Source organism: Catenulispora pinisilvae (assembly GCF_015356865.1).
GTDB classification, from domain to species: Bacteria; Actinomycetota; Actinomycetes; order Streptomycetales; family Catenulisporaceae; genus Catenulispora; species Catenulispora pinisilvae.
Map to the genome: position 1 here is coordinate 1 of NZ_JAAFZA010000132.1, position 13,369 is coordinate 13,369.

At 70.7% G+C, this 13,369-nt stretch carries 12 protein-coding genes; 6 read left to right on the top strand and 6 right to left on the bottom strand.

Annotation, left to right across the window (positions count from 1 at the left end):
* The coding region (locus IZR01_RS30010) for a helix-turn-helix domain-containing protein (protein ID WP_194925839.1) at positions 1-1,526 on the top strand (1,526 nt) is incomplete at its 5' end.
* Between the two features lie 38 nt (positions 1,527-1,564).
* Here IZR01_RS30010 and IZR01_RS30015 read toward each other — a convergent pair.
* From IZR01_RS30015 to IZR01_RS30025, 3 genes are read right to left on the bottom strand one after another with little or no spacing between them, the layout of a single operon-like run.
* Positions 1,565-2,338, bottom strand: coding sequence for a sugar phosphate isomerase/epimerase family protein (locus IZR01_RS30015; RefSeq protein ID WP_194925840.1), 774 nt, complete (start codon positions 2,336-2,338; stop codon positions 1,565-1,567).
* Positions 2,335-4,206, bottom strand: coding sequence for a DUF2264 domain-containing protein (locus IZR01_RS30020; RefSeq protein ID WP_194925841.1), 1,872 nt, complete (start codon positions 4,204-4,206; stop codon positions 2,335-2,337). Before IZR01_RS30020 ends, IZR01_RS30015 begins: the two co-directional genes overlap by 4 nt.
* Positions 4,206-6,044, bottom strand: coding sequence for a heparinase II/III family protein (locus IZR01_RS30025; protein WP_194925842.1), 1,839 nt, complete (start codon positions 6,042-6,044; stop codon positions 4,206-4,208). The genes IZR01_RS30020 and IZR01_RS30025 overlap by 1 nt, the downstream gene beginning before the upstream one ends.
* 130 nt (positions 6,045-6,174) lie before the next feature.
* On the opposite strand from IZR01_RS30025, the gene IZR01_RS30030 reads away from it, so the two are divergent.
* Positions 6,175-7,014, top strand: coding sequence for an alkaline phosphatase family protein (locus IZR01_RS30030; protein WP_194895334.1), 840 nt, complete (start codon positions 6,175-6,177; stop codon positions 7,012-7,014).
* Between the two features lie 124 nt (positions 7,015-7,138).
* On the opposite strand, the gene IZR01_RS30035 is transcribed toward IZR01_RS30030, so the two are convergent.
* Entirely contained in the window at positions 7,139-7,936 is a 798-nt protein-coding gene (locus IZR01_RS30035) for a hypothetical protein (protein WP_194895333.1), read from the bottom strand.
* A 239-nt stretch (positions 7,937-8,175) separates the two neighbouring features.
* Here IZR01_RS30035 and IZR01_RS30040 point away from each other — a divergent pair, with 239 nt between their 5' ends.
* Both IZR01_RS30040 and IZR01_RS30045 read left to right on the top strand, forming a co-directional pair.
* On the top strand, positions 8,176-9,543 hold the full coding sequence (locus IZR01_RS30040) for a magnesium transporter MgtE N-terminal domain-containing protein (RefSeq protein WP_194925843.1): 1,368 nt from the start codon (positions 8,176-8,178) through the stop codon (positions 9,541-9,543).
* Positions 9,544-10,047 (top strand): DUF1003 domain-containing protein, encoded by a 504-nt coding sequence (locus IZR01_RS30045; RefSeq protein ID WP_194895332.1) that lies wholly within the window; start codon positions 9,544-9,546, stop codon positions 10,045-10,047. It abuts the gene before it with no gap.
* A 73-nt stretch (positions 10,048-10,120) separates the two neighbouring features.
* Here the strand turns inward: IZR01_RS30045 and IZR01_RS30050 are convergent, their stop codons facing one another.
* Together IZR01_RS30050 and IZR01_RS30055 are read right to left on the bottom strand one after the other, a co-directional pair.
* The gene (locus IZR01_RS30050; protein WP_194895331.1) at positions 10,121-10,477 is read right to left on the bottom strand and encodes a VOC family protein; all 357 of its coding nucleotides are present in this window, start codon (positions 10,475-10,477) and stop codon (positions 10,121-10,123) included.
* A gap of 95 nt (positions 10,478-10,572) precedes the next feature.
* The gene (locus IZR01_RS30055; protein ID WP_194925844.1) at positions 10,573-11,379 is read right to left on the bottom strand and encodes a methyltransferase domain-containing protein; all 807 of its coding nucleotides are present in this window, start codon (positions 11,377-11,379) and stop codon (positions 10,573-10,575) included.
* A gap of 338 nt (positions 11,380-11,717) precedes the next feature.
* On the opposite strand from IZR01_RS30055, the gene IZR01_RS30060 reads away from it, so the two are divergent.
* The gene (locus IZR01_RS30060) at positions 11,718-12,182 is read left to right on the top strand and encodes a MarR family winged helix-turn-helix transcriptional regulator (RefSeq protein WP_369125391.1); all 465 of its coding nucleotides are present in this window, start codon (positions 11,718-11,720) and stop codon (positions 12,180-12,182) included.
* A 206-nt stretch (positions 12,183-12,388) separates the two neighbouring features.
* Positions 12,389-13,273 carry an SGNH/GDSL hydrolase family protein gene (locus tag IZR01_RS30065; RefSeq protein WP_194925845.1) on the top strand — a complete coding sequence of 295 codons (885 nt, stop codon included), beginning with the start codon at positions 12,389-12,391 and terminating at the stop codon, positions 13,271-13,273.
* Positions 13,274-13,369 lie beyond the last annotated feature (96 nt).

Consider the following 13,369-nt stretch of genomic DNA (forward strand, 5'->3'; position numbering starts at 1 on the left):
CCACCGCCGTCTCCGCCCTCCTCCTGGCCGCCGCCACCGACGCGGCAGCCGCCGGCCGCCCGCACCTGGCCCGCACCGCCGTCACGCGCCTCGATCGCACCGAGTCCGATCATCTGGCTCGTGCCCGGGCTCGGCTCGCGGTCGTGGACGCCGCCGGGCAAGCGGTGGGCGGGCTCGATGACCTCCTCGGTCGCGCGTTGGCCGACGCCGAGGCGGCCGCGGACCCGGCGCTGCTCTCCGCCGTGCATCTGCGCGTCGCGTGGCATGCGCACCTCGCGCTGGGCGACAACCGCCGCGCGCATGATGCCGCCCGGGCCGCGGTGCGCGCCGCCGAGCTCTCGCAGAATCCTGAGTCGCGGGCGGCGGCGTTGGTCATGCTCGCGCGCATCGAGCAGCTGCTCGGCGAGCCGTCCTACCCGCGCGTGTTGCGCCGCGCGCTGGCACTCGGCTCCGATCCGGTGCCCGGCGCGCTGCTCAACTCCCCGCGCTGGCTGTCGGTCCGCTTCGCGCTCTTCGCCGACCAGCTCGACGAGGCGCGCCACCACCTCCGCCAGCTCGCGCCGCACGCCGCACGCAGCGGCAGCCACGCCGACCGCGCGCTGCTGTTGCGCGGGGCCGTGGAGATCGACGCGCGGGCCGGGCACGGGGCCGCCGCGATCCGGAACGCGCGCCGCCTCGAAGAGCTCCCGGGCGCCGAGCGCGCCTCCCCCGGCCCGGTGTTCTTCACATCAGCGCTGGCGCAAATGGCCGGCGGCACGCTGGAGGAGGCACTGCGCCTCGCAGATCAGGGGACCGCCGCCTCGGCGCAGGAGCAGGACCAGATTTTCCTCACGCGCTGCCTCGCTTTGTCCGGCATGGTGCACGTCTTGTTGCGCGACACCCCCGCGGCGGCCGACGATCTACAGCGTGTCAGGACCCTGGTGGCGGAGCAGGGCCTCGTCGACCCGTCAGCCGTACGCTTCCACGCCGACCTGGCCGAAGTGCTGGTGGCGCTCGGGCAAGGCGACGAAGCCACAGCCGTCATAGCCGACGCCCGGCGCGAGGCCGAGCGGTTGGGGCGGCGCGGAGTCCTGGCCACATTGGACCGCGCGGACGCGGTCCTGAAGGCCGCGCAAGGCGATCACGCGCGCGCCGAAGCCCTCCTGCACCGCGCCGACCACACCTTCCGCACGCTCGGCCTGCCGCTGGAGCGCGGCCGCGTCCTGCTGACCCGCTCGATCATCGACAAGCGACGGCGCCGCGCGGCCTCCGCCCGGCACTTCCACGACCAGGCCGAGGCCGTCTTCCGACGCGCACAGGCCCCGCTGTGGGAACCGGCCGAAGTGGCCGCCGAGGCACCGGCGCCGGATCTGACCGCCGCGGAGCAGCGCATCGTCGCGTTGGTCACCGAGGGCCTGCCGAACCGCGAGATCGCCGCGAACCTGTTCCTGTCGGTGAAAACCGTCGAATCCGTTCTGACCGGCGTCTATAGAAAGCTCGGCGTCCGATCGCGCACGCAGCTGGCCGTGCTCTTGCGGGATGATTAGGCGAAGCTTCTCAGAAAACGTAGTCGCGAACGGCAGGCTCAGTCGAAGACCGGCTTCACCTTCAACGCCTCGGCCAGCGGCACCGCGTCGGGGTGCCACTTCGACTCCCACTCCAGCGACATCCAGCCCTGATATCCCAGCTCGCGCAGCGCGGCATAGAACTCGCCGAGCGGAATCGTGCCCTCGCCCAACGGCAACGGCTTCCGCTCCTGCGGCGACAACACGTCCTTCACCTGCACGTGCCGCAGATACGGAGCCAGCGCCTCCTTCGTGACAGCGATCGGCTCGCCGGTCCGCCAGGGATGCATTACGTCCCAGATCGTCCCGACATCACCGGACACCTGAGACAGCACGCGTGCGATATCCACACCCTGTGGATGACTGTCGTGGGTTTCCAACAGAATCGCGACGCCCTCGGGCAGCCGCGCCGCGGCGGCGTTCAGACGACGCACCGCACGAGCGTCCGCCTCGGCCCCGGGCTCCTCCGCGCCGGGGAAGACGCGCACGTAAGGCGCCCCGAGATCCCGCGCGAGCTCCGCGTGCGCCACAGTCGCGGCGACACACTCGTCGTCGCTGACCGCACCGCTCGCCACTCTGACATAAGACGCGACCGCCAACACCGTGACGCCACCGGAATCCAGCACCTCGCGCGCCGCAGCCCGCTCCCGCGCCGACAGCCCGACATGCACCGGCTCGTCGTCGGCGGCCCGCAGTTCCAGCCCGAGCCACCCGGTGGACCGCGCCAGTTCCGCGACGTCCGCCAACGGCATCCCGGAACAGCCCAATGTGGAAAACGCCAACGGCCAGCTCATTCCGCGCCCTCATTTCCGTCGTCATCTTCATCGGGGAGCCGATGAACCCTGACCTCGGACAGGTAGCTCTTGGTGCCGCCGGGATGTTCGGCGATCAGATAGGGCGTCGCCGAAAAGGCTCCCAGCGCGTTGGCACCCAGTTCGTTGTCCACCCCGGCCGCGGTCCATCCGCTGAGCGCCTCGATCTGCGACATCACTCCGAGGTCGTTGACCGCGAACGCCCCGGGCCGCGTCTCCTTCTCGCCCCGCACCGGCTGCTCGGGGCCCGCGACCGGGTAGCCGCCCTCGCGTACCGTCCAACCGGCCGGCGCCGTGACCGAATGCTCCCGGGTCTCGACGCCGTCCTTCACGAGCACCTTGGTCGAGATCTCCGCGCCCTCGATGGGCAGCACCGCCCCGCCCGGCTCGGTCTCGAAGCCGGGGATGTACGACGACGAGACGTGCCCGTCAGCGGCCAGACCCGGCTCGATCACCGCGCGCGAGGAGATCCGGCCGTCCGGCGCGATCAGCGCGACATGGTTCCCGACCCGTTTGGCCCACGCCTGCGGGGCGGTGTCCGGCGCGGTCACGGTCGAGAAGGCCAGCGGCGAGTAGAAGACATCGGTGTGCTGGTCGAAGGGCGGAGTGTGGTGCCGGGCCTTGTCGCTGCCGTGGTTCAGCAACCGGACCACGCCGTCGTCCTTGGTACCGCTCAGCAGCCAGCCGACCGGCGCGATGGACGTGTCGAAGTTGCCGACCTCAACCGGCAGCGGCGACTCCGGCGCCGTCCACACCCGGTGCTCGGCCGGGAGCATCAGCCCGATGAAGCCCTTCGAGGCCCAGTAGGGCGAAGCAGGGCCCGAATAGTTCTGCACCATCGGCGGGAAGGGATCGTGCCAGCCCATGGTCAGCAGGCCGCGCGAATCCGGGGCGCCGTGCTCGGCGAAGTGCTTCAGCACGCCGCTGGCCGCCCGCCGCGAAAGCCCGGCGTCGTAAGGGGAGCAGTCGAACATCTCCCCGATCCAGATCGGCGCGGCGGTGGCGAAGCGATAGGTCAGCGACCGGCCCTGGTGGATCGGAGCACCGTCGGAACCGAAGAAGTCGAAGTAGCGCTCCAGGAACTGGCGCAGCCGGTCCCGGTAGACCTCGCGCGCCGCCAGGGCACGGTCGCTACGTGCGCCGCCCTCGGCCATCTGGGTCCACAGCAGTGGATACAGATGCATGGCCCAGCCGATGTAGTAGTCGAAGTTGCGACCGGCGCCGTCGGTGTACCAACCGTCGCCGACATACCACCCCTCGGTCGCGTCGAGACCGCGAAGGATCTCAGACTCCTCATATCGCGCGCCGATCGAGGCGAGGAATTCCTCGCTGACCGTCTGGAACAGCATCCAGTTGTTGGGCCAGGTCGGGTTGCCGACGAACTCGCCGAGCCAGTCGGCGAGGAGCCCCTGGGCCCGGGTGTCCAGTTTGTCCCACAGCCATTCGCGCGTGTAGTGCAGACCGAGCGCGATCGACGCCGCCTCGACCATCGGCTGTCCCGGCCGGCCCTGCGGGATCCGGGGCCAGGCCTCGGGATGCGTGGCGTCGGCGCCGGCCGCGAGGCCCGAGGAGTACCGCGCGATCAGGTCCTCGGCGACCGGTCCCTGCCCTCGGTCGGCGGCGATCCGCCACGCGGCCAGCAGGAAGGTGCGGGCGAAGCCCTCCAGCGCGTCCGAGTCGAAGCCCGAGACGCTGGGCCGCCCCGGCAGCTCGAAGCGTGCGGAGTGCGGTGAGGCGTACGGTTTCAGAGACTCCAGCAGGTAGTCGGCCTGCGTGAGCCAGTGCTCCCGCGTCCAGCCGGTGTACCCCGACAGCTCGCGGTCCTCGGGGACATCCAACGCGCCGGCCATCAACGCTCCTTGCGCTCGACGGTGAACACGGACTCCAGCCGGCTGCCACCAGCCTCGAGGGAGCATCGTAGCCGAAGTCGGAAAACGCTTTCCAGCTCTCCGCGATGACCGGTGGTCTCGATGGTCTCCAGCTCGGGGGTCATCGCGGCCGGGAAGGTCAGGACGCAACGGGCCTTCTCGCCCTCCCAGACCACGCGGTCGGGCACAGGGCCACCCGCCGCCGGCTCACCCTCCCGAGCCACGCCATCGGAACCTGTGCCGCCGCTGGTCGGCTGCCGCTCCGAGGAAACGCCATCAGCCAGCTCTATCGTCGGCCGGATTCGGCTGATGTAGACCTCTTCGAAAGGCATCGGGCGGTCCGCCTCGATCCGGTCGACCACGGCCAGGCTGCCATGCCGCTGCCAGGTGAAGCGACGGCCGACCGCGAGCAGCCCGGGGACTTCGTAGGCCGAGGTCAGATCCAAGGTGAGGATGGCGCCGCGGCCGGTATCGGCGAACCGCTCGACCTCGGCGGCGTGTTCGGCGCCCGGCAGCTGCCCCCGGCCGTCGATCAGCGGGATCGAGTGCCCCTCGGCAGCCGTATGAATGTCCTTATATCGATCGGGTCCGAAGTAGTCCGCGTTGTACTCACCCGCGCCGAGGTCGGCGAGGAACGTCTCGCCGTGGCCCCGCAGGATGAAGGTGCCGACGTCCAGATGGTTGTGGAACTCGTCGTTGTGCCCGCCCTTGGCCGCGAACTCCGCCTCGCCGCCCCGGTCCACGACCCACGCCAGATCCGGCAGATACGCGGCACCCGGCGCGGTCGGCTTGCCCAGGACCCGTCCACTGGTCCACTCGATGTTCTTGGCAACGTGCGGCCACCGATGACAGAAGTCTGATGCGAGGCTCGGAACCGTTGCCAGATAAGGCACCGGCACCCCGAGCCGTTCGACCAGCCGCGACATCAACCCGGTGGGGATCTCCGCGTTCTCGGAGCCGTCGGAGAAGCTGGGGAACCGGCCGTCGCCGAACCCGACGCGCGCCGGGAAGGCCGCGATCTCCCGGATCTTCTTGTCCAGCAACAGATCCGGGCCGCCGCGCTCCCGCCACGCCTCGGCGAAGTAGGCGAAGTATCCGAACCCGTAGACCCAGTAGTCCATGCCCTCCGAGCAGCCACCGTCCTCCGGATAGTGCTCGATGAAGCGGCGCAGGGACTTCTGCGCGCGCTTGAGGATCATCGCCAGCCGCTTGGCGTCATCCGGGAAGAAGGCCAACGCCGCCATCCCGACGCCGCCGGCCACCACGGCCAGCCAGTTGTTCGTCATCGCCTCGAACGCCATCGGCCGCTGGTCGTCGGCGAACGGGATGAAGACCCGGTCCAGCAGTTCCTCGCGGCAGCGCATCGTCACGTCGTCGGGCAGCTGCTTCCCGAAGCGCCCGATCAGTTCCGCGACCGTGTGCGCGGTCTCGGCGGCGAACAGGTCGACGCAGCGCCGCATGTCGCCGTCCCGGGCGTGGTACTCGTGGGCGGGCAGGGCCCAGGTGTACTCGTCGCACACCCGCCACAGCTCGTCGGCGAGGACGGCGAGCACGTCCGCGCTGACGGCGCCGTCGGCATCATCAGCGTTGTCAGCACCGTCGGCGCCGTCGCCGCCACCCGCGCGCACGTCGAACAGCGCGGCCGCACCGGCCGCGACCAGCCGCCCGCGCCGCTCGAAATAGGGATGCTCGTAGCCGTACCGGTGCCCGGTGTCACCGAACTGCCGGTACAGCGTGTAGGTCAGCTCGGGCGCGGCGGACCCGGCCGCGCGCGCCACGGCCTCGCGGACCTCGTCTTCCAGGGCGGCCAGGTAGTTCATGCGCCGATCATGCCTCAGCTGTGGGGTCGGTATGGGCTGTGGGTCCGTCGCGGGGCTTCCACTGCTGGGCGCGGTCGGTGAGGATGATCTCGCACGGATCGCGTAGTCGGCTGGCGAGGCCTGGGGAGACATGAGTACTTCACGCGTTTTGGTCATCGGGATCGACGGCACCCGGCTCGACTTCCTCGACGCCGAACCCACCCCCAACATCGACCGCGTCATCGGTGAGGGCTTCCTCGCCCCGGTCTGGATCGAGGACGGCACCCCGACCGTGTCAGGACCCTGTTGGGCCACCGCGGTCACCGGCACCACGATCGACCGGCACCACATCACCGGAAACGACTTCGCCGGACACCGCCTCGCCGAGCACCCGGACTTCCTGACCGTGCTGACCCGCGACTTCGGCCTGCACACCTACCTCGCCGTCGGCGCCTGGCCGCCCCTGGCCACCACCGCCGACCACGGCCCGATGTTCGCGGCGCCGTCCCGGCTGAGCTTCGCCACCTTCGGGCAGTCGGCGCCGGGCTGCGACCGCGGCGACGAGGCGGTGACCGGCGACGCCGTGCGAGTCCTGGCCGCCGAGGACGTCAGCGCGGCGTTCGTCTACCTCGGCGTGAACGACGCCACCGGCCACGACCAGGGCTGCGGGGACCTCTACCGGGCCGCCATCCGCCGGACCGACGAGCGGGTCGGTCGGCTGCTGGCGGCGGTGGCGTCCCGGCCGGACCGGGCCGCGGAGAACTGGACCTTCATCCTGGTGACCGACCACGGCCAGGTGTCGGCGGGCGGCCACGGCGGGGACAGCGAGGCCGAGCGGACGGCGTGGATCGCGGCGTGCGGCCCGGGCATCGAGGGCGGCGCCGAATACGGCAGGCTGCGGCACGTCGACGTCGCGGCGCACGTCTACGCGGCGCTGGGGGTCGAGCCGGGGATCGTGCTCGACGGCAAGGCTTTCGCCTCGGTGGTGTGACGGATCGGCGGTGCGCCGGATCTGTGCTGCCGGTGTGCCGGATCGGCTAGGCGCCAGATCGGTGGTGCCGGTGTGCCAGATCTGCTGTGCTCGTGTGCCGGTGTGGTGGTGTGCCGGATCGCGGCTATTTCGCGATCTTGGCTATGTCCACGACCTGCCCCGGCGGCGGCGGGTTCAGCGTCACCGGCTGGTCGTAGTCCATGAAGTCCAGCGTCCCGCCGCCGGGCGGCAGCACCCGCTCCAGGAACGGCTGGCCGTCGATGGCCACGTACACCCGGGTGCCCTTGCCGCCGGACAGCACGATCGACTTGGTGCCCCGGATGTCCTTCTGGCCGTCCTTGTCCAACGCCCCGATACCCTGCATGACCTGCGACAGCAGCTGCCGCGGGTCAGTCAGCGAGGCGAAGGTCTGGTACTGCGCGTCGGCCGGGCCGATGTGCAGGAAGTTGATCTGCATCGCCGTCACCGCGATGTTGTCCGACGCGCTGGAGCTGCCGCTGGCGGCCGCGGATCCGGCGGTCGAGGGCGCCCCGGTCCCGCTCGGCGCCGCCGACGGGGCCGGCGAGCCGTCACCGAGCCGGGACAGCACGGAGCGGTAGAACTGCTCGTCGCCCTTGACGTAGACGTCCGGTCCGACCCGCAGCAGCTCGATCACCTCGTTGCCGATGGTGACCGTGCCGGAGGCGCCCTTGTCCTGCTCCAGCCGCAGGTCCAGCGTGACCGGCTGGTTTCCGGACTTGAACTGGCCCTGGATGTGGACGCTGCTGGCGTTGAGCACGGCGTCCTCGGCGTTGGCGACGATCGAGCCGGTGCCCTTCTTCGCCACGCCGTTCGTGCCGGTGGAGCCGCACCCGGCCAGGGCCGCCACGGCCGCGATCGCCACGGCGCCTGCTCGGACGGCGGTTCCTCGGGACGTGCGCACGGTACTCCAGTCGATCGGTGACGCCACGAGACTAGACGGTCTGCGTAGGCGGCGGGGACGGAGTAGCGGAGTCGGCCGCCTCCGGTCCGGAACCGGTAGCCTGATCACATCATCAGACCTGGGATGTCCCGCGGTCGGCGGCGTTTCGGCGACCGCCGGTGGCAGCACATTCACCATGACCACCGGCGGCGGGCCGCGATACCGCCGGCCGGCCGACCGACCCGGATGCGGAGGTTGACTTGAGCGCCTTGTCCCGCGTCTACGTCTCGCACCTGGCGGGCCGGTCCGTCTTCGACGCGGACGGCGACCCGGTCGGCCGGATCCGCGACATCGTGGTCGGCATGGGCTCCGGCGAGTCCGCACCCCGGGTGCTCGGCCTGGTGCTGGAGATGCACGGCCGGCGCCGGGTGTTCCTGCCGATCGGCCGGGTGAAGTCGATCGACAACGAGCACGTGGTCTCCAGCGGCCTGGTGAACATGCGGCACTTCCAGCAGCGCCCCGGCGAGACGCTGGTGCTGACCGAACTGCTGGACCGGCAGGTCCAGCTCAAGGCCGGCGGCGGCCCGGCGACCGTGCGCGACGTCGCGATCGAACCCGAGCGCGGCGGCAAGGAGATCGTGGTCAGCAAGCTGTTCGTCCAGAAGCCGGTCAAGGGTGGGCTCAAGGGCGGGCTGCGGCGCCGCGGCGAGTCGCTGACCGTGGACTGGGACGCGGTCACCGGGCTGGCCGCGGCCGGCACCCAGGGCGCCGCCGAACTGGTGGCCGCCCTGGACAAGCTGCACGCCGCGGACCTGGCGCAGGTCATCCACGAGCTGACGCCCCGGCGGCGCGGCGAGGTGGCGGCGGCGCTGGACGACGACCGCCTGGCCGACGTGCTGGAGGAGCTGCCCGAGGACGACCAGGTGGAGATCCTGGGCGACCTGGAGTCCGAGCGGGCCGCCGACGTGCTGGAGGCGATGGACCCGGACGACGCCGCCGACCTGCTGGGGGAGCTCAGCCCCGAGGAGGCCGAGCGGCTGCTGGCACTGATGGAGCCGCAGGAGGCGAACCCGGTGCGGCGGCTGCTGACCTACCGGGAGGACACCGCCGGCGGGCTGATGAACTCCGACCCGATCATCCTGCCGCCGAACGCGACCGTGGCCGAGGCGCTGGCGCTGGTGCGCGATCCGGAGCGGACGCCGGCGAACGCCTCCCTGGTGTTCGTGACCCGCGCCCCCACCGAGACGCCGACCGGCCGCTACCTCGGCGCCGTGCACATCCAGCGGCTGCTGCGCGAGCCGCCGATGGCGCTGGCGGCCTCGGTGGTGGACCTGGAGCTGGAGCCGCTGCCCCCGGAGATGCCGCTGAACGAGGTGACGGCGTACATGGCGACGTACAACCTGGTGGCCGCACCGGTGGTGGACACCGACGACCGGCTGCTCGGCGCGGTGACCGTGGACGACGTGCTGGACCACCTGCTGCCGGACGACTGGCGCAAGCAGCCGCCCGGGCACGCGCACGACGAGTTGCAGCGCGAGGCCCGCGAGGTGGTGGAGCTGCTGGAGGAGCAGGAGGCCAAGCGCGAGCGATCGGCGCTCAACCGGAACAACGAGGCGGGGGAGGGCTAAATGGCGCGCGAGTACACCCCGCCGCGGCTGGACCAGCCGCGCGGCCGGCGACAGGTGTCGCTGAAGCCCTCGTTCGACCCGGACGCCTTCGGGCGGGTGTCGGAGAGCATCGCGCGGTTCTTCGGCACAGCTCGGTACCTGGTCATCCAGAGCCTGATCGTCGTGGTCTGGATCGCGCTGAACATCCTGGTGATCACCAGGGCGATCCGCTGGGACCCGTACCCCTTCATCCTGCTGAACCTGGCGTTCTCCACGCAGGCCGCGTACGCCGCCCCGCTGATCCTGCTGGCGCAGAACCGCCAGGCCGAGCGGGACAAGGTGCAGATCGCCGAGGACAAGGCCCGCGAGGAGCTGTCGATCGCGACGATGGAGTACCTGACCCGGGAGATCGCCTCGCTCAGGATGGCGGTCGGCGAGGTCGCCACCCGGGACTACGTGCGTGGCGAGCTCCAGGCCCTGCTGAAGGAACTGGATCAGCGGGACCGGGAGCTCACGGACGAGTAGCGGCGGTCGCGGACCGGCGGCTGCTCGGGTCGGGCTACTGCTGTGCTGACTGCTGCTACTGCTACTGCTACTGCTACTGCTGGATGAACTCCAGCCGGTTGCCGTGCGGGTCGAAGGTGTGCAGCCGGCGGCGGTCCGGGACGGTCTCGTCCCAGGTGTACTCGTACCCGGCGGCGGTGAGCGCGGCGACCAGCTCGTCGATGTCGGTGACCATGATCCCCGGGTGCGCCTTGCGCGCCGGGACGAAATCCGCCACGACGCCGGTGTGGATCTCCAGACCACCGCCGGCGAACCAGCAGCCGCCGCGGGCCGCCAGCACCGGCGGCTTGGTCAGCTCGGTCATGCCCAGGACGCCGACGTAGTAGGCGCGCGAGACGTCGTCGACTCCCTTCGGGACCGCTACCTGTACGTGGTGGAGTGTTGTGAGCATCCTTCTTCTCCCCTGTTCAATGACGCTCGGTTTGCGCGGTTCTGTGACCGATTCTAGGCAGACCGGCCGATGCGCTAGGCAGGCTGTTCGATGCGCTAGGCAGACCGGCCGATGGCGAAGATCCGCCGGTAGTCCAGCAGCTGCACGGTGCGGCCGCCGATCTCGTGCAGCGGGTAGGCGGTGCGGACCAGGGCGTCGTACTCGGCGATGAGGTCGGCGGCGTCCGCCTCACTCAGCGCCTTGACCACTGGCCGCAGCGCGGTGCCGCGGACGAACTCGGTCACGCCGCAGGGCACGCCCGGGTCCGGGTCGGCCGGAACGAGGTAGGTGTACGTGGTCTCCCACACGTCCGGCTCCAACCCGGCCTCGGCCAGCTTCCCGAGGTAGACCGCCGGGTCGTGGGACCCCGGCCGGTCCAGGCCGGGCGGGATGCGGTCGGCCCACTCGCGCTTCACCTCGGCCAGCGCGAGGTGCGAGGGCGCCTCGAAGTTGCCGGGGACCTGGAAGCCGAACACGCCGCCGGGGGCGACCTGCGCGGTCAGGGCCGGGAGCAGGTCCAGGTGGTCCGGGATCCACTGGAGCACGGCGTTGGCGAGCAGGACGTCGACCTTGTCGTCCGGGTGCCAGTCGCGCAGGTCGCCGAGTTCGAACTCGATGTGGCCCGGTACCGCGTGCTGCCGCGCGGCCTCGATCATCGCCGGCGAGGAGTCGACGCCGACGATCCGGGCGTCCGGCCACCAGTCCACCAGCAGCGCGGTCGCGTTGCCGGGGCCGCAGCCCAGATCCACGACGGTGCGCACCTCGCCGTCCGGATCCAGCTGGGTGACCAGGTCCAGGAAGGGACGCAGGCGGTCGTTCTCGAACCGCAGGTACTGCTGGGCGTTCCAGATGTCGCCGGCCATGGTGTTGTGCCTCCGCTGGGGGTCGGATCTCCGGGTCGGGTGTCCCGTTCAGATGTCCGGTTCGAGTGTCCGGTTCGGTTTCCATCAAGTATCTCGATATCGAGATACCGAGATACCGAGAGTCTGCCCGGTCAAGAATCTCGATGTCAAGATGCTCGGCGCCGACCTTCCCGGTAGGCTGGGATCTCGGATCATCGGCGAGGAGAAGGTACGCGGTGGACACGCCACAAACGCAGGACCTGGACGCCGTCACGACCGCCACCGGCAACGGCGCCGGCAACGCCGCCGGCCCCGCAGACCCCGACCCCCAGGCCTGCCGAGACGAAGTCGACCGCCTCATCGAAGCCTGGCGCCGCGAACGCCCGGACCTGGACGTCGCCCCCCTCGAAGTCCTCTCCAGAGTCTCCCGCCTGGCCCGCCACCTGGACCGCGCCCGGCGCACCGCGTTCGCCGAGCACGACCTCGAACCCTGGGAGTTCGACGTCCTGTCCGCCCTCCGCCGCGCGGGCGTCCCGTACCAGCTCACCCCCAGCAAACTGCTGACCCAGACTCTGGTCACCAGCGGCACGATGACCAACCGCATCGACCGCCTGGCCGCCAAGGACCTGGTCAAGCGCCTCCCCGACCCCGGCGACCGGCGCGGGGTGCTGGTGCAGCTGTCGGACACCGGACGCCAGCGCGTGGACGGCGCCTTCGAGGGACTGCTGGCCCAGGAGCGGGAACTGCTGGGCAGCATTTCGATGGCTGACCGGGAGGCGCTGGCCGGGTTGCTGCGGACGCTGGTTCTGCCTTTCGACAACTGATATAGCGGTAGCTTTCGACTGAAACCGGTCTTTCTCCTGACGATAGCGCTATGGGCGCTATCGCGTCTCCCTTACGTTTCGAAAGAGGGCCGGTCCTCTACCCCTCCTGGCTACCTGCCAGTAGCATCCAGGTGCCCGCCGCCAAATCATCTGTGCGAGCCATCCTCGCCGGGCGGCGCCATCTCCACGGGAGGGGACCGAAGAGTATGCACGTTCCCAGACTCGGCCTGCGCAAGGCCGCCGCGATAGCGGCCGCCGCGCTGTGCGGCCTGGCGGTCAGCGCCGGCCCGGCGAGCGCCGCCGACGGCTGGAAGCACCAGCCGTACGACTACTACCTCGCGCTAGGCGACTCGCTCGGCGCCGGCTGGCAGCCCGACGCGGTGACCGGCCAGGGCTACATCAGCGGCCACGGCTACGCCGACGACATCGCCGCCACGCTGAAGGCCCAGGGCACCAAGTACGTGAACCTGGCGTGCCCCGGCGAGACCACCGGCTCGATGATCAACGGCGGCTGCCCGTACCCGGAGCCGTACAAGAGCCAGCTCGACGCCGCCGCCACGTTCCTCAAGGCGCACAAGGGCGACCGGGTCCTGGTGACCCTGGACATCGGCGCGAACGACGTCGACGGCTGCGCGAGCGCCAGCGGCCTGGACATCCAGTGCGGCCTGAACGGCATCAAGCAGACCGCGCAGGACCTGCCCGTCATCCTGAAGACGCTGCGCGCCGCGGCCGGCCACAAGACCGAGTTCGTCGGGTCGACGTACTACAACCCGTTCCTCGCGTCCTGGCTCACCGGCTCCTCCGGCCAGACCAACGCCGAGCTGTCGGCCGTCTTCCTCAACCTCTTCAACGGAGTCTTCGCCGTCGAGTACCCGCTGAACGGCGTCCGGGTGGCCGACGTCGCCTCGGCCTTCGACAGCAACGACTTCGTCGACCAGGTGCCGCTGAAGCCGGGGGTCACAGTGCCGCTGAACGTGGCCCGGATCTGCCAGTGGACCTGGATGTGCGCCCCGGCTCCGGTCGGCCCCAACATCCACGCGAACGACGCGGGCTACCAGGTGATGGCGAAGGCCTTCGAGGCAGCGATCTGATATCGCCCTCGCACCCGCTCACCTGCGGCGCATAGGCGCTGTTCAGCCGGGGCCGCCCCTTCGCGGGGTTGGCCCCGGCGGCTTTGTGGGGCAGGA

Excerpts from the sequence above, each read along its gene's own strand:
- IZR01_RS30065 (WP_194925845.1), top strand. The coding sequence starts at position 12,389 with ATGCACGTTCCCAGACTCGGCCTGCGCAAGGCCGCCGCGATAGCGGCC.
- IZR01_RS30030 (WP_194895334.1), top strand. The coding sequence starts at position 6,175 with ATGAGTACTTCACGCGTTTTGGTCATCGGGATCGACGGCACCCGGCTC.
- IZR01_RS30025 (WP_194925842.1), bottom strand. The coding sequence starts at position 6,044 with ATGAACTACCTGGCCGCCCTGGAAGACGAGGTCCGCGAGGCCGTGGCG.
- IZR01_RS30020 (WP_194925841.1), bottom strand. The coding sequence starts at position 4,206 with ATGGCCGGCGCGTTGGATGTCCCCGAGGACCGCGAGCTGTCGGGGTAC.
- IZR01_RS30055 (WP_194925844.1), bottom strand. The coding sequence starts at position 11,379 with ATGGCCGGCGACATCTGGAACGCCCAGCAGTACCTGCGGTTCGAGAAC.
- IZR01_RS30045 (WP_194895332.1), top strand. The coding sequence starts at position 9,544 with ATGGCGCGCGAGTACACCCCGCCGCGGCTGGACCAGCCGCGCGGCCGG.
- IZR01_RS30050 (WP_194895331.1), bottom strand. The coding sequence starts at position 10,477 with ATGCTCACAACACTCCACCACGTACAGGTAGCGGTCCCGAAGGGAGTC.
- IZR01_RS30015 (WP_194925840.1), bottom strand. The coding sequence starts at position 2,338 with ATGAGCTGGCCGTTGGCGTTTTCCACATTGGGCTGTTCCGGGATGCCG.